22 protein-coding genes are annotated in these 25,524 nt (G+C 60.8%); 10 read left to right on the forward strand and 12 right to left on the reverse strand.

Annotated elements, in window-relative coordinates:
• From ACYZUC_RS15435 to ACYZUC_RS15445, 3 genes are all read right to left on the reverse strand, one after another.
• A complete protein-coding gene (locus ACYZUC_RS15435) occupies positions 1-201 on the reverse strand; it encodes a DUF1656 domain-containing protein (RefSeq protein ID WP_192420812.1) in 201 nt (66 codons plus the stop codon).
• Complete coding sequence (locus ACYZUC_RS15440; RefSeq protein ID WP_461996646.1) at positions 191-2,383, reverse strand: FUSC family protein; 2,193 nt, start codon at positions 2,381-2,383, stop codon at positions 191-193. The genes ACYZUC_RS15435 and ACYZUC_RS15440 overlap by 11 nt, the downstream gene beginning before the upstream one ends.
• A gap of 148 nt (positions 2,384-2,531) precedes the next feature.
• Positions 2,532-4,031, reverse strand: coding sequence for an efflux transporter outer membrane subunit (locus tag ACYZUC_RS15445; RefSeq protein ID WP_461996647.1), 1,500 nt, complete (start codon positions 4,029-4,031; stop codon positions 2,532-2,534).
• Between the two features lie 274 nt (positions 4,032-4,305).
• Here ACYZUC_RS15445 and ACYZUC_RS15450 point away from each other — a divergent pair, with 274 nt between their 5' ends.
• The 4 genes from ACYZUC_RS15450 to ACYZUC_RS15465 all read left to right on the forward strand — a co-directional run bounded on the left by ACYZUC_RS15450 (position 4,306) and on the right by ACYZUC_RS15465 (position 7,996).
• Positions 4,306-5,274: a LysR family transcriptional regulator gene (locus tag ACYZUC_RS15450; RefSeq protein WP_008025343.1), complete on the forward strand. Its 969-nt coding sequence runs from the start codon at positions 4,306-4,308 to the stop codon at positions 5,272-5,274.
• Positions 5,275-5,678: 404 nt separating this feature from the next.
• Entirely contained in the window at positions 5,679-5,984 is a 306-nt protein-coding gene (locus tag ACYZUC_RS15455; protein WP_461996648.1) for a DUF6124 family protein, read from the forward strand.
• Between the two features lie 356 nt (positions 5,985-6,340).
• A complete protein-coding gene (locus tag ACYZUC_RS15460) occupies positions 6,341-7,315 on the forward strand; it encodes a 2-hydroxyacid dehydrogenase (protein WP_461996649.1) in 975 nt (324 codons plus the stop codon).
• A 171-nt stretch (positions 7,316-7,486) separates the two neighbouring features.
• The gene (locus ACYZUC_RS15465) at positions 7,487-7,996 is read left to right on the forward strand and encodes a DUF2165 family protein (protein WP_461996650.1); all 510 of its coding nucleotides are present in this window, start codon (positions 7,487-7,489) and stop codon (positions 7,994-7,996) included.
• 28 nt (positions 7,997-8,024) lie between these two features.
• Here ACYZUC_RS15465 and ACYZUC_RS15470 read toward each other — a convergent pair whose 3' ends face one another.
• The gene (locus ACYZUC_RS15470; RefSeq protein ID WP_223434757.1) at positions 8,025-8,927 is read right to left on the reverse strand and encodes a DMT family transporter; all 903 of its coding nucleotides are present in this window, start codon (positions 8,925-8,927) and stop codon (positions 8,025-8,027) included.
• Positions 8,928-9,063: 136 nt separating this feature from the next.
• Here ACYZUC_RS15470 and ACYZUC_RS15475 point away from each other — a divergent pair, with 136 nt between their 5' ends.
• Complete coding sequence (locus ACYZUC_RS15475) at positions 9,064-9,939, forward strand: helix-turn-helix domain-containing protein (protein ID WP_461996651.1); 876 nt, start codon at positions 9,064-9,066, stop codon at positions 9,937-9,939.
• A gap of 113 nt (positions 9,940-10,052) precedes the next feature.
• Here the strand turns inward: ACYZUC_RS15475 and ACYZUC_RS15480 are convergent, their stop codons facing one another.
• From ACYZUC_RS15480 to ACYZUC_RS15505, 6 genes are all read right to left on the reverse strand, one after another.
• Positions 10,053-12,482 carry a TonB-dependent siderophore receptor gene (locus ACYZUC_RS15480; protein ID WP_461996652.1) on the reverse strand — a complete coding sequence of 810 codons (2,430 nt, stop codon included), beginning with the start codon at positions 12,480-12,482 and terminating at the stop codon, positions 10,053-10,055.
• A 213-nt stretch (positions 12,483-12,695) separates the two neighbouring features.
• Positions 12,696-13,682 (reverse strand): FecR family protein, encoded by a 987-nt coding sequence (locus ACYZUC_RS15485; protein ID WP_461996653.1) that lies wholly within the window; start codon positions 13,680-13,682, stop codon positions 12,696-12,698.
• Positions 13,679-14,242: an RNA polymerase sigma factor gene (locus tag ACYZUC_RS15490; protein ID WP_461996654.1), complete on the reverse strand. Its 564-nt coding sequence runs from the start codon at positions 14,240-14,242 to the stop codon at positions 13,679-13,681. Before ACYZUC_RS15490 ends, ACYZUC_RS15485 begins: the two co-directional genes overlap by 4 nt.
• Before the next feature lie 4 nt (positions 14,243-14,246).
• Entirely contained in the window at positions 14,247-14,573 is a 327-nt protein-coding gene (locus ACYZUC_RS15495; RefSeq protein ID WP_461996655.1) for a DUF3325 domain-containing protein, read from the reverse strand.
• A complete protein-coding gene (locus ACYZUC_RS15500; protein WP_461996656.1) occupies positions 14,574-16,154 on the reverse strand; it encodes a PepSY-associated TM helix domain-containing protein in 1,581 nt (526 codons plus the stop codon).
• Positions 16,151-16,444, reverse strand: coding sequence for a DUF3649 domain-containing protein (locus tag ACYZUC_RS15505; RefSeq protein ID WP_461996657.1), 294 nt, complete (start codon positions 16,442-16,444; stop codon positions 16,151-16,153). The genes ACYZUC_RS15500 and ACYZUC_RS15505 overlap by 4 nt, the downstream gene beginning before the upstream one ends.
• Before the next feature lie 183 nt (positions 16,445-16,627).
• On the opposite strand from ACYZUC_RS15505, the gene ACYZUC_RS15510 reads away from it, so the two are divergent.
• From ACYZUC_RS15510 to fecA, 3 genes are all read left to right on the forward strand, one after another.
• Positions 16,628-17,116, forward strand: a complete 489-nt coding sequence (locus ACYZUC_RS15510; RefSeq protein ID WP_461996658.1) for a sigma-70 family RNA polymerase sigma factor — start codon at positions 16,628-16,630, stop codon at positions 17,114-17,116.
• Positions 17,113-18,051, forward strand: coding sequence for a FecR domain-containing protein (locus ACYZUC_RS15515; protein ID WP_461996659.1), 939 nt, complete (start codon positions 17,113-17,115; stop codon positions 18,049-18,051). The genes ACYZUC_RS15510 and ACYZUC_RS15515 overlap by 4 nt, the downstream gene beginning before the upstream one ends.
• 216 nt (positions 18,052-18,267) lie before the next feature.
• Positions 18,268-20,601, forward strand: a complete 2,334-nt coding sequence (fecA, locus tag ACYZUC_RS15520) for a TonB-dependent Fe(3+) dicitrate receptor FecA (RefSeq protein WP_461996660.1) — start codon at positions 18,268-18,270, stop codon at positions 20,599-20,601.
• A gap of 222 nt (positions 20,602-20,823) precedes the next feature.
• Here fecA and ACYZUC_RS15525 read toward each other — a convergent pair whose 3' ends face one another.
• A complete protein-coding gene (locus tag ACYZUC_RS15525; protein WP_461996661.1) occupies positions 20,824-21,231 on the reverse strand; it encodes an HPF/RaiA family ribosome-associated protein in 408 nt (135 codons plus the stop codon).
• A 213-nt stretch (positions 21,232-21,444) separates the two neighbouring features.
• Complete coding sequence (locus ACYZUC_RS15530) at positions 21,445-22,392, reverse strand: LysR substrate-binding domain-containing protein (protein WP_008025326.1); 948 nt, start codon at positions 22,390-22,392, stop codon at positions 21,445-21,447.
• A 135-nt stretch (positions 22,393-22,527) separates the two neighbouring features.
• On the opposite strand from ACYZUC_RS15530, the gene ACYZUC_RS15535 reads away from it, so the two are divergent.
• Both ACYZUC_RS15535 and ACYZUC_RS15540 read left to right on the forward strand, forming a co-directional pair.
• Entirely contained in the window at positions 22,528-23,904 is a 1,377-nt protein-coding gene (locus ACYZUC_RS15535; protein WP_461996662.1) for an L-serine ammonia-lyase, read from the forward strand.
• Between the two features lie 63 nt (positions 23,905-23,967).
• Positions 23,968-25,269: an HAAAP family serine/threonine permease gene (locus tag ACYZUC_RS15540; RefSeq protein ID WP_461996663.1), complete on the forward strand. Its 1,302-nt coding sequence runs from the start codon at positions 23,968-23,970 to the stop codon at positions 25,267-25,269.
• Positions 25,270-25,524: the final 255 nt, after the last annotated feature.

A 25,524-nucleotide genomic window follows, 5' to 3' on the forward strand; every position in this document is an offset into this window, starting at 1 on the left:
TCAACGGTAGACAGTCAGCGCCAAAGCACCGAACAGACAGGTAAACAAACTCAGACGCAGCAGCGCCGGGTGCCAGAAAAAACGGTACAGATCGAACCCGGACAGGAACCGGTCCAGCGCCCAGGCCAGCACCGCGGCGATGAAAAACATCAACGTCATGGTTGGCATGTACACGCCGTGGAAGGCGATTTCACGAGGCATGTTCAAGTCCTTGGGGCGTGGTCATTGCGTAGGCGGCAAGCGGTGATTGCGGGTCGAGCAATGAGGTGCGGATGAAATGCAGGTAGCTCTTCACCCGGCGCAACGCCGAGGTGTCGAAGTGCGGCGCGAAGGGTTCGTCGGTGGCTTGCACGCGGCTGATCGCATGGTCGACCGCGATCAGGCAGCGCTGCAGATTGCTCTGGCCCGGTTGCAGAAACAGCCGCACCAGCGAACGGCCCATCACGCGGATTGCCTGGCGCCACGGCTGCGATTCGGCGTACGCCGGGTGCACCGGCAGAATCGCCTGTTCCTTGCGCAACTCGATGATCGCGTGACCGACTTCCAGCACCACGAACATCCAGCGCAGCAAGTCCCGTTGCACCTGCGGCTGACCGGCGGCGAGGCCATAAGCCTGATGCAGCAAGTCCCGCGTGCGGCTTTCGAAACTCGACGCCAGGCCCTTCAGTTTGCCGCTGATCGCATACACCACCTGCCCGCGCAGGTCCTGCTCCAACCGGCGCCATAACCAGCGGCTGTTCGGCGGCAGGATGATCGCGCCGGCGGCGGCACACACCAGCATGCCGAGCACCATGGCGATGTAGTCGTTGATGAAGGTGTAAGGGTTGTAGACGGTGAGGTTGTCCGGCACCGAACCGGTGCTGAAGAAGATCAGCAAACCGAGACCGACACCGGCGTATTGCGGGCGAGAGGTCAGGAACGAACCGAGCACGATCACCGGCGCGAGCATCACGCACAGCAACGGAAAGCCATCGATCCACGGGAAGATGAAAAACATCTCGACGAAGCCGATCAGCGCACCCAGGAATGTGCCGCAGGCCATCTGGAACGCCATGCGTTTCGGGTTCGGCGTCGCTGCCGAAAGGCCCACCGTTGCAGCGGCAATCAACGTCATCGTCGCCCCGCTCGGCCACGCGGTTGCCACCCAGTAACTGCCCAGCACCACCAGAATAAACGCCGCGCGAATCCCCGAAGCGGCGGACGCCATCCAGTTGGTTTGCGGAGTGAAAGGCTCGTCCCACTGCTCCCGTTCATGGCTGTGATCAGCCAGGGACGCGTGGGTCTGTGCATAACCGTGCAGGTCGTCGACGAAGCGATAAAGCAGCTCATACGCGGTATGAAAATCGAGCTGCTCGGCGTCGCTTGGCTCGCTCTCCTGAAAGGTCGCGCGCAGGCTGCGGACACGCGCCGGCAGCGCTTCCTTGTAGGCACTCAGTGCAATCACCAAACGTGCGGCGTCAGGGCTGGTCAACGCGCGACCACTGAAACCGTCGAGCACTTCTGCGAGGTCCTGCAAGCCCGGTTTGATCGCCGCGACCACGTGATCGGCGCCACTGCTGCGCAAGCGTTCGAGCAGTTGGTGCAGGGCATTGAACCGCGTGGTGACGCCCATGAACTCGCTGTTCAAGCGACTGAGCCGACCGTTGCGCCGACGCATGTGCGGGTCTTCGAACACGGTGACGCTGCGCAGCCCTTCCAGGCCGACCGCCTCGGCGATGAAGCGCACGTTGCTGGCTTCAAAGGCGTCCCGCTTGCTGCGACCGCGCAAGCCATCGGTGACGAACAAGGCGAACACACCAAAGCGCTGATACAAGGCGTTGCGCATCGCCGCGCTGGCGGTTTGCGGCAGGATCGCAGCGCTGACCAGCGTGGAACAGAGAATCCCCAACGAGATTTCCAGCACGCGCCAGACCGCCGCCATGAACGCGCCCTCCGGGTGCGCCAGAGCCGGCAAGCCGACCATCGCGGCGGTGTACCCGGCCAGCACAAAACCGTATGCGCGGAAGTTGCGAGAACGCGCCGCACCGGCCGAGCAGATGCCAACCCAGATCGCCAGAGAACCGAGGAACAACTCGGTGTTTTGTGCGAACAAGGCAATCAGCGCGACCATCACCGCCGACCCGGTCAACGTGCCAAGGAAGCGATAGAAACTTTTGGCGAACACCTGGCCGCTTTGCGGCTGCATGACGATGAACACGGTGATCATCGCCGTGCGCGGTTGCGGCAATTCCAGACGCATGGCCAGCCACAGGGTCAGGAACGCGGCGAACAGCACCTTGAAAATGTAGACCCAGGTCACGCCGTCGCTGCGTGCCCAGTCGAAGAAACCCCGGCGCCATTCAAGGGAATACAGCCAGCGCATCGGTGCGGGCAAGGGAGTCATGAAATCCTGCTTATTGGTCGAAGATTGTGCGGCGAAAACTCGGTCCCTGTGGGAGCGGGCTTGCTCGCGAAAGCGGTGTGTCAGTCAATGCTGATGTCGCCTGACACACCGCTTTCGCGAGCAAGCCCGCTCCCACAGGGATTTGTGTTCAACGCAATAGAACCGGGGTTTTCGGGGGCTGGGTTTTCTCAGCATTCGGCACATCGTTACCCGCACCAAGCCCACCGCCGAGCGCCGTCACCAGTTCAGCGTGAGCACTCAAGCGCGCAGCCTGAACCTGTTGCTGAACCTGCTGCTGTTTGAACAACAAGGTCTGGGCATTGAGCACGTTGAGGTAATCGGTGAGCCCACGCTGGTAAGCGACCATCGCGATGTCATAAGTCTTCTGCGCGGTGGCCACGGATTCGGCGGCGAAGGTTTGCTGCTTGTCCATGGATTCGCGGCGGATCAACTGGTCGGAGATGTTTTTCAGCGCATTGACCAGCGTCTGGTTGTACTTCGCCACGGCGATGTCATAACCGGCCGAGGCTTCCCCCAACTCGGCGCGCAAGCGGCCACCGTCGAAGATCGGCAACGAGATCGCCGGGCCGACGCTGTAGTTGAGTTTCTTGCCGGTCAAAAACTCCAGCGCACCGCCGCCGGTGGCCATATAGCCGAGGCTGCCGACCAGATCGACGTTGGGGTAGAAACCGGCGTGGGCCACATCGATGCCCCGCGCCTGAGCCGCTACTTGCCAGCGGCTGGCGACCACGTCTGGACGCTGGCCGAGCAATTGCGCCGGCAACGACGATGGCAGTTTCAGCGCGGTGCCCAATGCCAACGTCGGTCGCTGCAACTGCGCGCCGTCGCCCGGACCTTTGCCTGCGAGTGCGGCAAGCTGATTGCGGCTGAGGGCGATTTCTTCGTCCAGCGCATCGAGTTGGCGGTGGGTTTCCGGCAGCGGCGTTTCGGCCTGACTGACCTCGAAGTGGGTGCCGATGCCGCCGCTCAGGCGTTTCTGCGCGAGGTCGAGAATTTGCTGCTGTTGTTGCAGGGTCGCGGTGACGATGTCCCGTTGCGCGTAATGCAGCGACAGTTCGATGTAGGCGCGAACGATGTTGTTCTGCAGTTCGAGCTGGGCCAGACGCGCTTCGGCGGCGCTCATGTGCGCCATGTCGACGGCGCGCTCGGTGGCGTTGCTTTCACGGCCCCAGAGGTCGAGGGCGTAGCTGAAGCCCAGCGCGGCGTTGTTGTCCCACGTCGTCGAGTTGGCCAGCTCGCCCGGCCCGTAGAACTGATCGGTGGGCCAGTTGTGGCGCTTGAGGGTGGACTCACCATTGATCTGCAGCGACTCGGCAGACTCGGCGATGCCCGCCATGGATTTGGCCTGACGCACCCGCGCCGCCGCCATGGCCATGGTCGGGCTGCCTTGCAGGGCGAGGTCGATCCAGCGGTTCAGTTGCGGGTCGCCGTAGGCCTGCCACCATTGCGCGGTGGGCCAGTGAGCGTCCTGCGCGGCGCTCTGGATGGCGTCGTCGGTGGCCAGTGAATTGGCCTCCAGTGCCTTGCCCTGCGGGGCAATACCTGCGGTTCCGATGCAGCCGCTGATTGCCAGGGTTAAAGCCAAAACACTGAGCGTCTGAAGCGCTCTGCTGATGCGACGCGGCACTGCTGCGATTTCCCGAGAAAGTGGACTGGATCCCGTAGGAGCGAAGCTTGCTCGCGAAGAACGATAACGCGGTCCATCTGTTAAACCGCGTTATCGTTCTTCGCGAGCAAGCTTCGCTCCTACAAGGAACGGCGCAATTCTAGGGGGCGGGTTTGATGGCGATAAGCTGGGATTCCTGTGAATCTTTGTTACCGTTAACGCGATAATCCCTTGGTCGGGGTCACCGCCTCCGTAACTTCGTGTCACAATTTGCCATCGCACCCGAGAGCACCCCATGGACACTTTGCAAAACATGCGCGCCTTCAGCTACGTGGCCGAGGCCGGCAGCTTCACCGCCGCCGCCGTGCAACTCGACACCACCACGGCCAACGTCTCGCGCGCGGTCTCCAACCTGGAAGCCCACCTGCAAACCCGCCTGCTCAACCGCACCACTCGTCGCATCGCCCTGACCGAGGCCGGCAAGCGCTACCTGTTGCGCTGCGAGCAGATCCTGGCGTATGTCGAAGAGGCTGAAGCCGAGGCCAGCGATGCCCACGCGCGCCCGGCCGGGCAACTCAAGGTGCACACCATGACCGGCATCGGTCAGCACTTCGTGATCGACGCCATCGCCCGCTACCGCAAGACCCATCCCGACGTGACCTTCGACCTGACCATGGCCAACCGCGTGCCGGACTTGCTCGACGAGGGTTACGACGTGTCCATCGTCCTTGCCAGCGAACTGCCGGACTCGGGCTTCGTCTCCCAGCGCCTGGGCATCACCTACAGCATCGTTTGCGCCTCGCCGGCCTACGTGAAAGCCAACGGCTGCGCGCACAAGCCCAGCGATTTGCTGAACCATGCGTGCCTGCGCCTGGTGAGCCCGGTGATTCCGCTGGAGAAATGGAATTTCGACGGCCCGGAAGGCCAGGAAATGGTCACCATCAACAGTTCGCCGTTTCTGGTGAACTCCGCCGATGCGATGAAAACCGCAATCATCAGCGGCATGGGCGTCGGCGTGTTGCCGGTGTATGCGGCGATCGAAGGCTTGCGCAACGGCACGCTGGTGCGGGTGATGCCGAACTACCGCTCGCAGGAATTGAATCTGTATGCGATCTATCCGTCGCGGCAGTATCTGGATGCGAAGATCAAAACCTGGGTCGAGTATTTGCGCGGGTCGTTGCCGGAGATATTGGCGGCGCATCAGGCGGAACTGGCGGCGTATGAGTTGAGCGGGAGCCTGGGTGGGGCAAGATTGGCAAATTGACCCCCCTTGTGGGAGCGGGCTTGCTCGCGAAGGCGATGTGTCAGCCAACATCTGAGCTGAATGACACGCCGCCTTCGCGAGCAAGCCCGCTCCCACAAAGGGCGTGGTGTCCTAGGATGTTTCCGACACGTTCTGTCGGTTGTCGGGTGGGACGCGAGATGGGTAGGCTTTGACGGTCGTTGCACATCAGCGACCGGGTCTGGAAAACCCGAAGTATAGGATCACCGCACATGACATAATGCGGCGCTTTTTCAGCGCTGTACGTTGAGTTATGGCGGCTGTACGTGGGAGACCTTCGGGTCTGCCGGGTTTGATCCTTCTCGGTTTTTCCAGCTTGCGTACAGCTGCCACCCTTTGTCTGGAAAACGAAAAGTGGCAGCTCCTAGCCTCTAAGGATCTTTGCCATGAAAAAGCCCTCACCCAATCCGCCAGATGCGGAAATCACCTCCCCCCAAAACTCATTCACCCTGAAAGCCTTGATCCCGCCCCACACCCCCAGCCATCTATTCCTCGTCGCCCCCGACATCAACACCGAAACCCTCCTGGTCCACGCCAGCGAATCCCTCGCCTCGGCCAGCGTCATGGCCAGCGACCTCGCCGGATTTCTGGACGGTCCCCACCGCAACACCCTGCTGGGCATTCAACAAGTCATCATGCTCGGCGAACTGGCCGTCAACCGCGCGCTGGACAACATCGACCCGCAGGATTAGGCAGTCACCCGCAATCTGTAGGAGCCGGCTTGCTGGCGATCACTGCAACACGGTGTACCTGACCCACCGCCATCGCCAGCAAGCCGGCTCCTACAAATTCGCGTACGAAGTACCCTTTGCGCATCACCCATCACTTGTAGGAGCCGGCTTGCCGGCGATCACTGCAACACGGTGTGCCTAACCCACCGCCATCGCCAGCAAGCCGGCTCCTACAAGTTCGCGTACGAAGTACCTTTTGCGCATCACCCATCCAACAGGGGGAAATGCGTGCATCCGCCCCATCCGGGCACTCGCACAAAAGCGCGGAAGAATGTTAGCGTGCTTGGCATTCTCCACGCCCGACGAGCCCTCCTCTCATGAAAAAGACCGTCCTCGCTTTCAGCCGCGTCACTCCCGCCATGATCGAACGCCTCCAGCAGGATTTCGACGTCATCGTGCCTGACCCGAAAAAAGGCGACATCAACACCCAATTCAACGAGGCCCTGCCCCATGCCCACGGTTTGATTGGCGTGGGTCGCAAGCTCGGTCGCGCACAACTGGAGAACGCGAGCAGCCTGGAGGTGGTGTCCAGCGTCTCGGTGGGCTACGACAACTACGACGTCGCGTACTTCAACGAACGCGGGATCATGCTGACCAACACGCCAGATGTGCTGACCGAAAGCACCGCCGACCTGGCCTTCTCCCTGATCATGAGCAGCGCCCGCCGCGTCGCCGAACTCGATGCCTGGACCAAGGCCGGTCAATGGCAAGCCACCATCGGCGCTCCGCTGTTCGGCACCGATGTCTATGGCAAGACCCTGGGCATCGTCGGCATGGGTAACATCGGCGCCGCCATCGCCCGGCGCGGTCGGCTCGGTTTCAACATGCCGATTATCTACAGTGGCAACAGTCGCAAAACTGCACTTGAGCAAGAGCTCGGTGCGCAGTTCCGCAGCCTCGATGAGTTGCTGGCCGAAGCCGATTTCGTTTGCCTGGTAGTGCCGCTCAGCGAAAAGACCAAACACCTGATCAGCCGCCGTGAACTGGCGCTGATGAAGTCGGACGCGATTCTGATCAACATCGCCCGCGGCCCGGTGGTGGATGAGCCCGCGCTGATCGAAGCGCTGCAAAACAACCAGATCCGTGGCGCCGGGCTGGATGTCTACGAGAAAGAACCGCTGGCCGAATCGCCGCTGTTCCAATTGAAAAACGCAGTGACGTTGCCGCACATCGGCTCCGCCACCCATGAAACCCGTGAAGCGATGGCCAATCGCGCCTTGGCCAACCTGCGCAGCGCCTTGTTGGGTGAACGACCGCAGGACCTGGTGAACCCGCAAGTCTGGAAAGGCTGAAAAAAACGGGCAGGCGATTAAAGCGCCTGCCCGCTTACAACTAAGCCTCACACGTTACAAAACAACAAATACACAACTTGTAATTTAGTCCAGCCCTCAACAAATACACTTCGCTATAGACTCTCCTTACTTACCCGCCCTGACGGGAACCTGTTCTGGAGAACTTTTACCTTGAACCATCTTACGTCCGATCAAACAATCAGAATCAGCAAAGCCACACTGATGCTATTTATAAGCGTCTTTGGTTTTTTAATGTTGTTTAGCAACTTCACCGACTACCCCACCAACTACGAATACATCGCCCACATCCTCAGCATGGACACCACCCGCGAGGGCGAGAAGTACAGTTATCGCGCCATTACCTCACCCATGGCCCATCACAGGATTTACTGGCTGATCATTACACTCGAAGTCCTCTTCACCGCCTTTTGCATGATGGGCACTTACCAACTATTCAAAAATATAAATACCAGCGCCAAAAAGTTTCATGAAGCAAAGAAATATGCACTGATTGGCTTACTGATTGCCGTATTTATCTACTACGTGTGTTTTCAGGTGGTGGGGGTCGAATGGTTCAACATGGATGAATCACAACAATGGAACTATAAAGACTGGGCCCGACATATTGTTGATTTCATCATGCCGCTAATGATCTATGTGGCCATCCGGATCGAGCGCTGAGTGCACACGCACTCAATCCGAAACATCTTCAAGCCAGCTTGCCGCTCCCCTGCACCATCGGTGCCTTGGGTTTGCGAAACACCAGCACGTTGCCCAGCATCACCAACACCAGGCCCATCAGCGCCGGCGCGGTCCATTGGTAGCCTTCGGCAAACGCCGACACATTGAGCGCCACCACCGGGAACAACACCGTGCAATAGGCTGCGCGCTCCGGGCCCATGCGCCCGACCAGCGTCAGGTAGGCGGTGAAGCCGATCACCGAACCCGGAATGACCAGGTACAGCAGCGAACCGATGTAACGCGCATTCCATTCCATCTCGAACGGAATGCCTTTGACCAGGCACCACACCGACAGCATCGCCGCGCCATAGGCCATGCCCCAGGCATTGGTTGTCAGCGGCTTGAGCCCGGCCTTCTGTTGCAAGCTCGACAGCATGTTGCCCGCCGAGAAGCACAGCGTGCCCAACAAGGCCAGGCCCAGGCCCAGCAAGGTTTCCGGGCTGGCGGTGTGGCCGGCCAGCTCCGGCCAGAACAGCAGGCCCAGCCCGAACAAACCGAGCGCGCCACCCAACAGGACGTTGCGGGCGATTCTCTGGCCGAAGAACACCCGCGCATTCAGGGCATTCCACAGGGTCGCGGTGGAAAACACCACGGCCACCAGGCCACTGGGGATCCATTGGCTGGCCGTCAGGAAGCACATGAAGTTGATGCAAAACAGGCACAGGCCCTGCGCCAGGCAGATCAGGTGCCCGCGACGGTTCATCACTTGCAGCTTGCGGCTGAGCAACAGCATCACGAACAGCACCAGCGCGGCGAGGCCGAAGCGATAGACGATCGACACCGGAATGGCCACCACGCCCAGTTGCCATTTCAAGGCAATCCAGGTGGTGCCCCAGATCAGCACGGTCAGCAAATACAGCGAAAGGTTCATGGCGGAGGCTCCTCAATAGGTGCCCAGTGTCCTGCGCCAAACTTTTTCGCACTTGCATAAACTTGCGCTTTTGTCGGCGCAGAGGCTGGCAGGCCAACGTCTACGGAGTAGGATGCGAAGCGTTGGAGAAACGATCATGCCCGCACTGGAATCACTGCAAGTCTTTCAAGCCCTCAACCGCTCGCCCAATGCTCGCCTCGAGCACAGCGCCGAGCTCGGTGACGGCATGGCTGCAGCCCTGTGGAGCAACCATCACGACGCCCAGGACTACGAAGCGCCGAGCCATCACACCTTGTCCTGTTACATCGCGGGCGGCACCGGCACTTTTCGCCGCGACCAGCCCGGCACCAAGGGTGGTCCGGACAAACTGTGCATTCTGCCGGCCGACCATCAGTCAGGCTGGGTGATCAATGGCGACATTCGCCTGGCCCATCTGTATTTCAGCCCGGAACAGTTCGCCCTCGGTTGCGTCACGCTGCTGGACCGCGAACCTCGCGAATTGCAGTTGCGCGAAGGGACTTTTCTCGACGACCCGCAGCAAGCCCGGCGTTTTCGCCAGATGCTCACGCTCAACTGGGATGAACCCGGCGAACGCCTGCTGACCAGCAGCCTGGCCCATGAAATGCTCAGCCACGTGTTGCTCGGCCAAGTCGGGATGCGCGACGGCTTGCGGCTCAAGGGCGGATTGGCGGCGCACCAGCGTCGGCAACTGGTGGAGTTCATCGACAATCAGTTGGCCGAAGCCATCAGCCTTGGACAGTTGGCGGGGTTGTGTGCGCTCTCGGAGTATCACTTTGCGCGGATGTTCCGGGAGAGCTTCGGCTTGCCCCCGCATCAGTATGTGTTGGCGCGGCGGCTGAGCCGGGCGAGGGAGTTGTTGCGTTCGACATCGCAGCCGTTGGGGGAGATTGCATTGGCGTGTGGGTTTGCCAGTGCCAGTCATTTCACCAATCGGTTTCGGCAGGCGTTGGGTGGGACGCCTGGGGAGTATCGGCAGGCGTTTTTGCGTTGATCCGGAAGCCGCCTTCGCGGGCAAGCCTCGCTCCTACAGGTTTCACAATCCCTGTAGGAGCGAGCGATGCGGCGATCCGACTTGCCCGCGAAGAACGATAACGCGGTCTGTGATCAGAACTCCAAAGTGCTAGACAACGACACCTGCCGCGAATCCCCCATCGACACAAAGAACCGGCTCGCCGCCGACGTGTAGTAAGTGCGGTCAAACAGGTTCTTCACGTTGAGCTGGAACTTGACCTTCTGCCCCTCGACCTTGGTGTCGTAGGTGGCGAACGCATCCGCCACGGTGTAGCTCGGCAGATCAAAATCGTTCACCGCGTTACCCGCCCGCTCACCGACATATCGAGCGCCGGCACCGACCCGCAACTGATCGCCACCAACAATGGTGCCGAAGTCGTAGACCGCCGACAGCGACCCGGTGTTCTTCGCCACGTTTTGCAGCTTTTTGCCTTTGTAGGTCGGGTCCTCGGTCACTTCGGCATCGGTGTAGGCATAGCTGCCGATCATGCTCCAGCGATCGCTGAGCTGACCGCTCAGGTCCACTTCCAGACCACGGGAACGCACTTCGCCAGCGGCGCTGTAAAGGGTCACCGGACCTTCGGCATTGGCCACCAGCACGTTGCGTTTCTTGATGTCGAACAGGGCGACGTTACCCGTCACACGCCCCGGAATATCCAGCTTCGCTCCCACTTCCCAGGACTTGGCTTCTTCCGGCGCGATGCTGCCGTCGAGCACGGTGCTGCTGCCGCTCAACGGGGCGATGGTCGAGTTCGGTTTGAACGATTCGGTGTAGCTGCCGTAGAACGACAACGCGTCGGTGTACTTGTAGACAAGGCCGGCACGCGGCACCCATTTCTGGCCGTTGCTGTCGGTGTTGGCCTTGAACGGCACGCCTTTACCGGCGTACTGGTCGTACTCCTGGAAACGGCCGCCAGCCACCAGAATCCACTGATCGGTGAGGTGGATCGAGTCCTGCAGAAACAGCGAATCACTGCGCAGTTGATCGGTCTGTGCGCTGTCCGCCGGGCTGACGGTGGTGCCGGCGACTTCACGGCCATAGACCGGGTTGAGGTAACTGAAGGTGGTCAGGCTTTTCTGGCGGATCAGGTCTTCGCGGTAGATCTTGCGGTACTCGTCATCGACGCCGAACACCAGGTCATGTTGCATGCCCAGCGCATTCACTTTGCCTTCGAGGCTGGCCGTGGTGAAGCGGTCGGTGCTGATCGCGTTTTGCGTGCCGTCCATGCTGCGGGTCAGCGTGCCTTTTTTGGTGTCGATGGCGGTAACGCGCACTTGGCTGGCGTCGTAGGTTTCACGGTTCCAGCTGTAGCCAAAGTGCGCTTTCCAGTTGTCGTTAAGCTCGTGGTCGGCCTCGAAGTGATAGAGGTCCGAGCGCCCTTCCATGTTGTTGAACGGCTCGTCCAGGCGACGCTCGCGGGAGATGTCCAGCGGATGGTTGTCCCGTGGGTCGATCAGCGTGCCACGGTCGAACGGGGTGAGGAATTCACGGTGTTCGTAGGCGAACAACAGCTTGGTGCTTTCACCGAACCAGGCCAGGGACGGCGCCACCAGAGTCTCGCGGTGGGTGCCGAAGTTGCGCCAGTAATCTTCGTCTTCGTGGTCCAGCACCATGCGGTAGGCCAGCCCGGAATCACCGAGCGCGCCGGTGCTGTCGAAGCTGCCGCCGCTGCCGTTTTTGCCGTCGCCGTACGTCGAGCCACGCACGGTCAACGCGTTGTACTGTTCCAGTTCAGGTTTCTTGCTGACCATGTTGACCACGCCGCCCGGGTCCTGGATGCCGTAGAGCAACGAGGCCGGGCCCTTGAGCACTTCGACCCGATCGACTGTGGCGTTGAGGCCACGGCCCTGAATCACCGGCATGCCGTCGCGCATGATCGAACCGTTGCGGTTGTCGCCGAAGCCGCGGGTCATCACCGAATCCTGGGTGCTGCCCAGCGTGTTGCCCTGGGTAATGCCGCTGACGTTGGCCAGCGCATCATCCAGATTGCGCGGTGCCTGGTCGCGAATGACCTGGGCCGGGATGACGTTGACGGTCTGGGGGATTTCCTGGAGCAAGGCCGAAGAGCGCATCACCGAACTGGTCGGCGGCGGCTGGTAGCTCATGGTTTGATCCATCACCGAGGTGATGGTGGTCGCGCCGAGGTTCAAGGCGCCTTCGGTGGGCTGCGGTTCCAGCGCCATGGTGTGCGCATCGGTGCGACGGAAGGTCAAACCCGAACCGCTGAGCAAACGCTGGATCGCCTGTTCGGCGCTCATCTGCCCGCTGACCGCTGGCGCGGTCATGCCGTACGGCGCTTCATCGGTGTAGACCACGCTGATGCCGGTGATCCGGCTGAAGTCGCTCAGGGCCTGGGGCAGCGGTTTGGCGGCCATCGCGAAGCTGAACTGCGTGCGCTGCTGCGTCGTGCCCGCTTCAGCGGCCAATGCCACGCTCAATGGCAGCAATGCCAATGCCGAAATGCTCAGCGCCGAAGCGCCCAACCACTGTTTGACCGAACCCGATTTTGCCCTGGACTTCATTGCTCATGACCTGTGTAGAACCGCTACGGATGCGAATGACTCGCAGTTTCAGTCACTACACGGATGGGGCTTGGGTTTACCTCACCAAGATTTTGAAAATATTTTTATTTGAATGATGGGGTGTTTGATTTGACGCCTTCGCGGGCAAGCCTCGCTCCTACAGGACAGTGTGATCCGTAGGAGCGAGGCTTGCCCGCGAAGGGGCCGGACGCCTCACCGCAAAATAATCAGATGCCCCACAGCATGCTGCTCAAACCCCATCACTCCCTGCAACGAACTCAACACCGCCTGCGGATCCTTGCTCGGGAAACTGCCACTGACCCGCCGCGCCGCCAGCTCATCGTTGAGCAGCACAATCCGCCCCGGGTAGTAACGTCGCAAATCCTGCACCACGTCGGCCAGTGGCGCCTTGTAGTAATTGAGCCAGCCCTGACGCCATGCCAACTGTGCTTCGCTGTCCACTGCATGCAGTTTTTCCGCCGTACCGTCGCCGTAAGCCACTTGCTGGCCGGCGGTCAGAATCTGCTGCTCGGCATGCTTGTCCGCCGTCACGCCGACCCGGCCGGACAACACCGTCACTTGCGCGCCGTGAGGTTGCAAACGCACTTCAAACTGCGTCCCCAGCACCCGCGCCTGGCCCTTTTCAGCCTCAACCACAAACGGCTCGCCGGTGTGCGTCACGCTGAAAAAACCAGCGCCACGACGCAACTGAATGTGACGCTCACCGCGACTGAAATCCACCGCGATGGCGCTGTCGGCATCCAGCGTGACCTGCGATTGATCCGCCAGCGTGACGGTGCGAACTTCCCCCGGCGCCGACACATAGTCAGCGCCCAGATCATCCACCCAGCGCATCGGCTGCCAGCCTGAACCGAGGCTGACCATCAACAACAGGCACGCCGCCATTGCCAGCGCTCCGGACCAGCGCCGAACGCTGCTGCGCCGCGAGCGATTCATCGCATTGAGGTAACCCTGCAAGGCAAACGCGTCTTCGTTGGCCAGCGTCCGCGCCGGGCCTTCGCTCAATTCCCACACCACTTGCGCCTGGGCATAGGCCTCGGCATGCGCGGGATCGGCCTGCAGCCAATGGCTGAAGGTGGCCTGGTCGCCGCTGCTCGGCTGGTCATGCAACAGACTCAGCCAGGCGAAAGCGGCCTGTTCCTGAGCGGGTGTCGGGGTGACGCGTTCGATGTGATTCACGGTGCTTTCCCTGGCGTGCGCGGTTCGGGGTCCCGCAGGCTGGCCTTGCAGGCTTCGAGGGCGCGCATCATATGTTTTTCCACGGCGCTTTGGGACAAACCCATGGCCTTGGCGATCTCGGCGTATTTGCGGCCATGGATGCGATTGAGCAAAAAGATCTGCCGCGTACGTTCAGGCAACGCACGCAACGCCGCTTCGACGTGACGCAAATCGTTACCGGCTTCCAGCGCGGCTTGCGGCTCACTGCCGTGGCTGTCCGGTTGATCCGGCAACCAACCTTCGTTGACCCGCACCCGCGTGCCTTCGCTGCGCAAATGGTCGATGGCAATGTTGCCGGCACAACGCAACAGGTAGGTGCTGAGCTCTTCGACCTGCACCAGCGGCCGGCGCCAGAAGCGCAAAAACAAATCCTGCACCAGGTCCGCCGCCGTTGCCCGGCACCCGACGCGGCGGTTCACCAGCGCTTCCATCTGCGAACGCTGGGACAGGAACACCTGCAGGAAATGCGCACGTGCTCCGCAAGGTTCGTTGTCATGGGAATCCGGAGGGCTAGTCATCATCGGGTCAGTACTGCGCAAACGCGGCAACGGGGCTGACGAGCAGGCTCAAAGCAGCCATCGACAGCGCCAGGCGCGGGCGATATGGCATCAACAGCACCAGCAGCAACGCGCTGAGCATCAACACCGCACACCATTCCACCAGGCCAAGTCCCCAGCCGGTCGAAGACACCGCCACCCACAGTGACAAGACCAGCAACAGCCAGCCACCCAGTTTCAATAACCAGCGACGACGGGCCGTCGGTTTGCCGCCCAACAGCTCGGCATGATGCCGGTCCATCGATAAACACAGCGCAGTGAAGCCTCCGTAACAGAGCAACAGCGACAGCAACATTCAGTTCGCCTCTCGCTCAAGGGTGATCGGTTGTGCACGCTGCCGGGGGACGATCCTGGCTTGTCCCGAACGCTGCATTTTCCACGCAGCCCAGGCGAAAAACACACCGCCGCCCAGGCACGTCAGATCGAAACCGGCCATCGCCCAATCGCCCTGCGCCAGCGTGTTTCCCAAGTGAAACGGCGTGGTCAGGGCGTTCAGCAGCGGCACCGCGCCAAACAGCAACGCCGCCAGTGCCAATTGCTCGATCCACGCCGTGCAGCCCCGGCGGACCATGGCATGCAGCACACTCAAACCCCAGACGATGAAGAAGCTGTTCACTTCCCAATCCGCACGTCCGGCCATGTCGACCGGCAACACCCGGTTGGCCCAAAAGAATGCCGCCACCGCCACCATCAACCCGGACATGCTGGCGATATTCAGCACTTCCACCAGTCGCAACTCGAATGGCATCACGGCGCTTTTCGCGTGTTTGAGCTGACGCTTGCCGAGCCAGATCACCAGCCCGGTGCCGATCATCGCCGTGCCGGCCAACCCGCAAATGAAGTACAACCAGCGCAGCACCGGGCCGGCGAAATGGCCCATGTGCAAACCATAGAAACTGCCGGCAATCGCCCTCGGCAGCGATTGCTCAGGGGTCGTGCCGAGCAGTTGCCCGGTCACGCCGTTGAAGGTCACCGCGCTGCCGAAGTCGTGGACCACACGGTCCGCGCCGTCACGCACGAGCACCACCGAGGCATTCGCGTCGCCCGGATTGTTCACCGTCAGCCGCCCTGTGCGCCCGCCCGACCACGGCTCGCGCGCCTTTTCCAGCAGCGGTGCCAACGGCGCCAACTGCGCCGGTTTGTCCGCACGTTCCGGGGTGGTGGAGGCCGGGAACACCTCATCGTAAAACGCCCGCGCATCACCGTTGTACGCGGCAAGAATGCTCGCCGGCATCACCATCGACATGAAAATCACCAGGCTGCTGTAGGTGATCATCAGGTGAAACGGCAGCACCAGCACACCCACCGCATTGTGCCCGTCAAGCCAGGAACGCTGGCCCTTGCGCGGACGGAAAGTGAAGAAGTCCTTGAAGATTTTCTTGTGGGTGATGATCCCGCTGATCAGCGCGACGAACATCACCATGGCGGCGATGGTCGACAACCAGCGGCCCCACGGATATGGCATTTGTAGCTGAAAGTGGAAGCGGTAGAAAAACTCGCCGCCGCTGGTTGCCCGGCCCTGCACTTCGGCGCCGGTTTGCGGGTCGAGGAGTTTTTCCGTGAACTGGCCACGTTCGCCACGTTTGGCCGGGGTTTGCTGCCAGCGTACCGACAGGCCTGGCTCGCGGGCATCGGGAAGATCGATGAGCCAGCGTGAGGCGCCGGCGGCGTGTTGCTGAAGGTAGTTTTGCGCCACGGTCAGGCTGGCTTCGGAAGTCACCGAACGCGCAGGGATTTCCGGCTGCATCCAGTGGCTGATCTCGTCCTTGAAATACGCGAGTGTGCCGGTGAGGAAAATCGCGAACAGCAACCAGCCGAAGATCAACCCGGCCCAGGTGTGCAACCAAGCCATGGCCTGACGAAAGCCCTCTTTCATGAGTGGCCCATCCAGTACGCGAGGCCTGAAGCCGCCGCCAGCACCAGGCTTGGCACGATCAACCCGAGCCAGGCCCGCCATGCGCTACGACAGGCGAAGCACCAGATCACCGCGCCGAGGTAGGCTAGAAACGAGGTCATCATCCCGGTCACCACGGCGTCCGCGCGGGCCATGGGCACCCACAGCGTCAGGCTGACACTGGCCAGCGCCGCAACGATGTAGCCGCCCAGCACGGCGGCCAGCACCCGCGAGGTGACGGCCAATCGGTAGGACACGGGAATTACTTTCATGTTTCGACCTTGAAACCGGTGAGGCCTGGGGAAAATCACGAGGCCAGGGCGGCGATATTAATGATAAATATTCTCATACGCAAAAGAGATCCGATCAGCGCCGATTGCCGGAAGCGGGTTCGCGCCACTACAATGCGAACAATTCTTGTTCTCTAACGCATTAAACCGCGCTCGGAGTTACCGTTGCAGCCAGCCCACACCGTCGAAGTCCTTTATCACGCCCATCACAACTGGCTCACCGGTTGGTTGCGGCGCAAGCTCGGCTGCCCTGACAGCGCGGCAGATCTGGCCCAGGACACGTTCATGCGGGTGCTCACCGCACGAGACACGCCGCAGATCATCGAGCCGCGAGCGTTCCTCACCACCCTCGCCAAACGCGTGCTGTTCAATCATTACCGCCGTCAGGATCTGGAACGCGCCTACCTCGACGCCTTGGCGCAGATGCCGGAAAGGGTTGCACCGTCGGAAGAAGATCGGGCGATCATCCTGCAAACCCTGATGGAGCTGGACCAGTTGCTCGACGGTTTGCCGCGCCTGGTCAAGCGCGCATTTCTGTTGGCCCAGGTCGATGGCCTGACGTACCCACAGATCGCCGCCGAGTTGGGGATTTCCATCGCCACGGTCAAGCGGCACCTGAATAAAGCGGCGATGCGCTGCTACTTCGCCCTATGAACGGCACCCCGGATTTTTCACCGCAAGTCGCCGAGCAGGCGGTGCAGTGGTTGATGAAAATGCAGCAAGGGCCGTTGAGCCCGCGCCAGCAAAACGCCTGGCAACAATGGCTCGATGCGCACAGCGAACATCAACGGGCGTGGGAGCATATTCAAAGGGTCAACCAGCGCCTGCGCGGTTTGTCTTCGCCGCTGGCGCATGCGGCCCTGAACGCAACGACGTCCAGCAGCCGGCGTCAGGCGCTGAAGTTGTTGCTGATTCTTGGTGCAGGTTCGGCCGTCACCTGGGGCATGCGCGAGCGCAACTTGCTGCCACCGTTGCTGGCCGACTACCGCAGCCCCATTGGCCAGCGGCGCAAGATCGCGCTCGCAGATGGCAGCCAATTGCAACTCAACACCGCGAGCTCGGCGGACGTGCAGGTCGAGGGTCAGCAACGGCTGATCCGTTTGCTTGAAGGCGAGATGCTGCTGACGACGTCCAAAGCGTTTCAAGTGCGCACGGCACAAGGTCTGTTGAAAACCGAAGGGGCGCGCCTGAACGTTCGGCAGTTTGCGGATCGCACTCAGGTCGCGGTGTTTGAAGGCCGTGTTGAATTGACGCCTGATGGCGGTTCTCCCTGGGTACTGCAAAGCGCCCGGCAGTTGAGTTTTGATGCTCGCGGAATCGGCAACCCCGTGCCTCTGGATGCCAACAGCGGCGCCTGGGCCGACGGCATGCTGGTGGCTGCGCACATGCGCCTCGGGGATTTCCTTGAGGAACTCGGCCGCTATCGTCGCGGGCAGTTGAACTGCGATGCGAAAGTTGCGGACTTGTTGATCTCCGGGACTTATCCACTGGACGACAGCGAGCGGATTCTCGATCTGCTGGAAATCAGTTTGCCAGTGAAGGTGAAGCGCTTTACGCGGTATTGGGTAACCGTCGAGGCACGCGCCTGAAACACCCTAATCCCTGTGGGAGCGAGCCTGCTCGCGATAGCGGTGTATCAGTCAATACAGGTGTCAACTGATACACCGCTATCGCGAGCAGGCTCGCTCCCACAAGGAGTGCGATTTCTTTCTTAAAAAATATTCTTAAAACGTGAGCCGTTTTTCAGATCTGGCGTGACAGAGAAGGAAAGCCACCTTGATTCCACCTTCTCAGGATCGTCCTCCATGCACCCCACCCGCCTCACCCCGCTGGCCCGCACCTTGCGCCAACTCTTGCTGGGCGCCAGCCTGAGCTTCGGCGCGCTGCCACTCGTCCACGCCGACGATGCCAAGCCGTACCACATCGCGCCTTCGTCGCTGGAAAACGCCCTCAACCAGTTCGGCCGTGAAGCCGGTGTGTTGATTTCGTTTGGCTCGCAAGTCACCAGCGGTGTGCAGAGTCGTGGCCTGGAGGGCAACTACACCGCCGAACAGGGCTTGAACGCCTTGCTCGAAGGCACCGGCCTGCAAGCCCGCGCCGAAGGCAACAATGCGTTCAGCCTGCAACCGGTGGGCAATGCTGCGCTGGAGTTGGACACATCGAAAGTGGTCGGCGACTGGCTCGGCGATGCGCAGCAAATCAACGTCTTCGAGCACCCCGGCGCGCGCGATGTAATCCGTCGCGAGGAATTCGAACGCCAGGGCGCAACCCAGGCCAGGGACGTGCTCAACCGCATCCCCGGCGTCAACGCGCCGGACAACAACGGCACGGGCAGCCACGACATGGCGCTGAACTTCGGCATTCGTGGTCTCAATCCGCGCTTGGCGTCGCGCTCGACGGTGTTGATGGATGGCATCCCGGTGCCCTTCGCGCCTTACGGTCAACCACAGTTGTCGTTCGCGCCGATCAGCATGGGCAACATGGACGCGGTCGACGTGGTGCGCGGCGGCGGCGCGGTGCGTTATGGCCCGCAAAACGTCGGCGGCGTGGTCAACTTCGTGACCCGCGCGATTCCCGACGAGCCCACGGTGAAAGGCGGTTTCCAGACCGAAACCAGCCCCTCCTCCAGCCACGACGGCTTCAAGACCACCGGCAACCTGCTGGCCGGCGGCACTGGCGACAATGGCCTGGGCGGCGCGTTGTTGTATTCCGGCACCCGCGGTGGCGACTGGCGTGAACACAGCGACACCGAGATCGATGACCTGATTCTCAAAGGCAAATACCAGCTCGACGACGCCAACAGCTTCAACGCCATGGCCCAGTATTACGAAGGCAAGGCCGACATGCCCGGTGGCCTGAACGTCGCCAATTATGATGCCGACCCGTACCAGTCGACCCGCCCGAAAGATCAGTTCTGGGGCCGCCGGACAATGTTCAACTTCGGCTATCGCTATCAGGAAGATCGCCGCGAGTTCACCGCCAACACCTTCTTCACCAAAACCCTGCGCAGCGGCTATCTGGATCAGGGCACGTTCCTGTCGCTGTCGCCACGCGAGTACTGGGTACGTGGCCTGGAAACCCGCTTCGCACAAGGTTTTGATGTCGGCCCGACCAGCCATGAAGTCGGTGTCGGCTATCGCTACATCAACGAGGCCGGCCACGAACTGCGCTATCGCACACCGATTGCCAGCAACCAATACCCGACCACCAACAGCCGCAACGACCGCGATACCCGTGGCGGCACCGAGGCCAACGCGTTCTTTATCGATGACCGGATCGACATCGGCAAATGGACGGTGACGCCGGGCATCCGCTACGAAATGATCGAATCGCAACAGACCAACAACCTGACGAACGAGAAGTACAAGGGTGACTACAACACCGCCCTGCCGGCGCTGAACGTGCTCTATCACCTGACCGACAGCTGGAACCTGTACGCCAACACCGAAGGCTCGTTCGGCAGCGTGCAATACAGCCAGATGCCAAACCGCGTGACCAGCGGCGAAGTCAAACCGGAAAAGGCGCGCACCTGGGAACTGGGTACCCGTTACGACAACGGTGCGTTACGCGCGGAAATCGGCGCGTTCCTGATCAACTTCGACAATCAGTACGAAAGTAATCAGACCAACGATTCGGTGATCGCTCGGGGCGAGACTCGCCATCAGGGCATCGAAACCAGCGTCAACTACGCACTTGATGATTTGAGCCCGGCACTGGCCGGCTTCGATGTCTACGCCACTTATGCCTATGTGGACGCGACCATCCGCGAAGACGGGCCGAACAAGGGCAATCGTGTGCCGTTCTCCTCGAAGCACAAGGGCACCGTGGGTGTCGGTTACACAGAAGGCGCGTGGAAGTTGAACCTGGACAGTAGTTATCAGAGCGACCAGTTTGCCGACAACGCGAATACGTCGAAAGAAAGTGCAGACGGCAGCACGGGCACGATTCCTGGCTACATGCTGTTCAGCAGCCGCGCGGCGTATGACTTCGGGCCGAAGTTGTCGGATTTGAATGTGGCGGTGGGGGTGAAAAACATCTTCAACCACCAGTACTTCACACGCTCGTTTGATGACAACAACAAGGGCAAGTACGTCGGGGAACCGCGGACGGTGTATGTGCAGACGTCGGTGGCGTTCTGATCTGAAACTGAACAGCCTAGCTGCAACTCGCCCCTGTAGGAGCGAGGCTTGCCCGCGAAGGCGATTTAACGAGCGACATATGCGCTGGATTTCCGGGCCTCTTCGCGGGCAAGCCACGCTCCTACAAGGAATCGCAGCGCCGCGATAATCATCGCAAACAAGAACGGGCCTGCATAAGCAGGCCCGTTTTCAGTGGTGGAAAGATAAAAAGTGAATCAGGCCTCAGCCGTTTTGTGCAGCCTGTTCGTTCTCGAGAAACTCGTCTTCCAGCAGCGCATCGGCTGCACGCCTCTCGAATGGCACCACAGCGGCTCGTGGTTTGCCCCGCAGTTTGCCGAACAGATGTTCCAGTGCATGTTCGAGTTTTTCAGCCGCACCGTCGATCGCCAGTTCCAGGTTTTCGGCTTTATGGGTGACAGAAATCGGTTGGTGGCCTTTTGGCCGCGCTTCCAGCTGGCAGCGCAAATCGTGGGGACCGGGCTTGTCGCCGTTCTCGTCCCGCAGGTAGACCTCGACGCGTGTCAGGTCCTCTTCATAACGTTCGAGCGTGCTCTCAATGGTAGTACGTACCCACTCCTCCAGTCGGATGCTGCTTTGAATATGGTTATCGCTGTTGACTTGGATTTGCATAGTTCATCCCTTATTTCAGCTAGCTCGCGAGAGGCCCCTCGGCTGGCCCTTGGGCGTCATCACCGTGACCTCTTACCTACACAATCGGTCTGTGCGCCGAACATTTCAACCCCTGAAAAAAGATAAATTTTCATACGCAAAAAAAGCCGGACAAGGAGCAAAAGCGCTGTTAAGGTCGGGAGTTGGGTCGCTTCACTTCTTTGTCATAATTACTCACATCTGCCGCTCCGCCAGCGGATGCAGGCTTCGAAAAACTCCCGCTTCCTCTACCAGCCAGTCATGCACCGCGCGCACGCCCGGATGGCTCAGCGCCCCCGGCGCATACAGCAACACGTAACGTTTGTGATTGGGCACCGCCAGCCCGAACGGCACGATCAACGTTCCGCGCTCCAGCTCATCGTTCAACAGCGTTCGCCGCGCAATCGCCACGCCCATGCCGGCAATCGCCGCTTCGATGGTCAGGTGATTGCGATTGAACGTGTGCCCGCGCCGCACGTCCGCGCCTTCGAAGCCGATGGCGTTGAGATAGAACTCCCACTCCGCGTACTCGTAACTGCCGCGCCAGGCCGTAATGTCGTGCAACAGCGGGAAGTGCGACAGGTCTGCCGGGCCATGCAACGGCGGCCGCCCGCGCAACAGGCTCGGCGCGCACACCGGGAAGATCTGCTCGTCGAGCAAGGTTGTGGATAACAAGCCTGGGTAGCTGCCGTCGTTCAGGTCGATGGCCAGGTCAAAGTCGCCCTCGTGCAACGGCACGCTGCTGTCCTCGGCCACCAGGCGCAACTGAATGTCCGGAAAACGTTGCTGCAAGCGCGGCAGACGCGGGGTCAGCCATTTGCTCAGGAACGATGGAATCGACCGTACCCGCAAAATCCCGCTGATCATTCCCGCGTCCAGTCGTCGCAATTCCGCGTCGATGCTGCCGTAAGCCTCGTTGACCGTAATGGCCAGTCGCTGGCCTTGCGCGCTCAACTCCACGCCCCGGGCACGCCGGTGGAACAGTCGGAATCCCAACCGTTCTTCCAGTTGTCGGATTTGCTGACTGACCGCCCCCGGCGTGATGTGCAGTTCTTCGGCGCAGCGGGTGAAGGACAAGTGCCGCGCGGCACAGGAAAACACGTGCAGCCAGACGTAAGTCTGGGCGTGCAATTGGCGACTCATTGTTTAGTCCTGCTAAAGGCTGTCTTAGGAAGTTTCGTTGGTCACGTAGGACCGAGGTAGGCAGTATCGCCGACATTGCGCTTGTCCTACAAAAATGGCAGCGATTTCTCTTCCATTGCTTGTATAGGCTTTAGCATGGCTATCAGTGTTTTTGATCTTTTCAAAGTCGGCATCGGTCCGTCCAGTTCCCACACCGTCGGCCCGATGCGCGCCGCCGCGACCTTTGCCCAGGCACTGATTGACCAGCATTTGCTGGACGCCGTACGCCGAGTGGAAATCCGCCTGTACGGCTCCCTTTCCGCCACCGGCGTCGGCCACGCCACCGACCGCGCCTGCGTCATGGGCCTGATGGGCGAATGGCCGGACAGCATCGATCCAAACAGCATCGACAGCCGCATCAAAACGCTGCTCGAGACCGGCGAACTGAATCTCGCCGGCAAAAAAACAATCGCCTTCAACTGGCAAAGCGATCTCTTGCTGCTCGACGAGAGCCTGCCCTACCACCCCAACGCCATGTCGCTGACAGCCTTCGGCGACACCGGCGAATTGTCAGAGCAAACGTACTACTCGATCGGCGGCGGTTTCATCATTGAAGCGGCCGAAGCCGAGTCCGGCATCGCGCCGACCAGCGACGTGGTGCTGCCGTACGATTTTTCCAGTGCCGCCGAATTGCTCAAGCTCTGCAATCAGCATGGCCTGCGAGTTTCCGAGCTGATGATGGCCAACGAACGGGCCTGGCGCAGCGAAACCGAAATCCGTCAGGGTTTGCTGCACATCTGGTCGGTGATGCGCGAGTGCGTCGAGCAAGGCTTGCGCCACGAAGGCATCTTGCCCGGCGGTCTGAATGTTCCGCGCCGCGCAGCGAAATTGCACCGCAGCCTGTTGGAAATCGGCAAGCCGAATGTCATCACTTCGACGCTGTCGGCGATGGAATGGGTGAACCTGTTTGCCCTCGCCGTGAACGAAGAAAACGCCGCCGGCGGACGGATGGTCACGGCGCCTACCAACGGCGCGGCCGGGATCATTCCCGCCGTCCTGCACTACTACATGAAATTCAACCCGGACGCGTCGGACGATGACGTCGTTGCGTTCTTTTTGGGCGCCGCAGCCGTAGGCATTCTCTGCAAGAAAAACGCCTCGATCTCCGGCGCCGAAGTCGGCTGTCAGGGCGAAGTCGGATCAGCGTGCGCCATGGCCGCCGCCGGCCTTGCCGACGTACTGGGCGCCACGCCCGAGCAACTGGAAAACGCCGCCGAAATCGGCCTGGAACACAATCTGGGCCTGACCTGCGACCCGGTTGGCGGCCTGGTGCAAGTGCCGTGTATCGAGCGCAACGCCATCGCGGCCGTGAAGGCGATCAACGCCACGCAAATGGCCCTGCGCGGCGACGGCAAACACTTCATTTCCCTGGACCGGGTGATCCGCACCATGCGCGATACCGGCGCCGACATGCACGACAAATACAAAGAGACTTCACGGGGCGGCCTGGCTGTCAGCTGGGTGGAGTGCTGAGGAGCATTCCCGACCGTCCGCAACACGTGAGCCCGAGCAAGAATAATAACGAGGCCAATAACGATGACCGATGTACGTACACCTGCTGCCGATAATCCTGCTGTAGACCTGACACGCAATACAGAAACAGCCCACAAGGGCTGGAGCAAACACGACACCACCTGGATGCTGGGCCTCTACGGCACGGCGATTGGCGCCGGCACGCTGTTCCTGCCGATCAACGCCGGTGTGGGTGGCTTCTGGCCGCTGCTGATCCTGGCGGTGCTGGCGTTTCCGATGACCTTCTTCGCCCACCGCGGCCTGACTCGCTTCGTGCTGTCGGGACGCTCCGGGGACATCACCGAAGTGGTGGAAGAACACTTCGGCATCGGTGCCGGCAAGCTGATCACGCTGCTGTATTTTTTCGCGATCTTCCCGATTCTGCTGGTGTACAGCGTGGCGCTGACCAACACCCTCAGCAGTTTCATGGAGCACCAGTTGCACATCGCCCCGCCACCTCGGGCGGTGCTGTCGCTGGGGCTGATCCTTGGTTTGATGGCGATTGTCCGCTGCGGCCAGGGCGTCATCGTCAAATGCATGAGCGTGCTGGTTTACCCGTTCGTCGCGGCGTTGCTGCTGCTCGGCATCAGTCTGATTCCGAACTGGAACGGCGCATTTTTCGCCACCGCCGGTGAAGGCATGCCGATGCCGCTGTTCTTCAAAACGCTGTGGCTGGCGATCCCGGTGATGGTGTTTTCGTTCAACCATTCGCCGATCATCTCCGCCTTCGCTGTCGATCAGAAGCAGCGGTACGGCGAGCAGGCCGAGCGCAAGAGCAGCGGCATCCTCGCCATTGCCCACGGGATGATGGTGGTGACCGTGATGTTCTTCTGTTTCAGCTGCGTGCTGGCCCTGTCCCCGGCTGATCTGGCGGCGGCGAAGGCACAGAACATCTCGATCCTGTCGTACCTGGCCAACCACTTCCAGACCCCGGTCATTGCCTACGCCGCGCCGTTGATTGCGCTGGTTGCGATCACCAAATCCTTCCTCGGCCATTACATCGGCGCCAGCGAAGGCTTTCAGGGCCTGATCGTGAAAAGCCTGCGTGGCCGTGGCCGGGTGATGTCGGCGAGCTGGCTGAACCGCATGACTGCGCTGTTCATGATCATCAGTTGCTGGGCCGTGGCCACTTTCAACCCGAGCATCCTCCGCATGATCGAAACCCTCGGCGGGCCGATCATTGCGTGCCTGTTGTTCCTGATGCCGATGTACGCCATCCGTCGCGTGCCGGCTTTGCGCCAGTATTCGGGCCAGGCGTCGAATGTGTTTGTGGTGTTGATCGGTCTGATTGCACTGTCTGCGATCATCTACTCATTCATGCCCTGAAACGGGCAACGTTCTTGTAGGAGCGAGCCTGCTCGCGATGGACTTCAGAGCGCCGCGTTTACCGATAAACACGCGTAATCGTTGACGACCATCGCGAGCAGGCTCGCTCCTACATTGTTCGACAATCTTTCCGGCATGCCCCTTGCTACATCCCTGACGAGGCAAAAAGGATTTTTGAAAACCTCAGCGAGCGACATGCCGATGGTCCGGTGTTGCGAACCAACCCGATCATGGCCGGTCAACAACTGCACGTTC

The organism is Pseudomonas sp. GT1P32, from assembly GCF_054897805.1.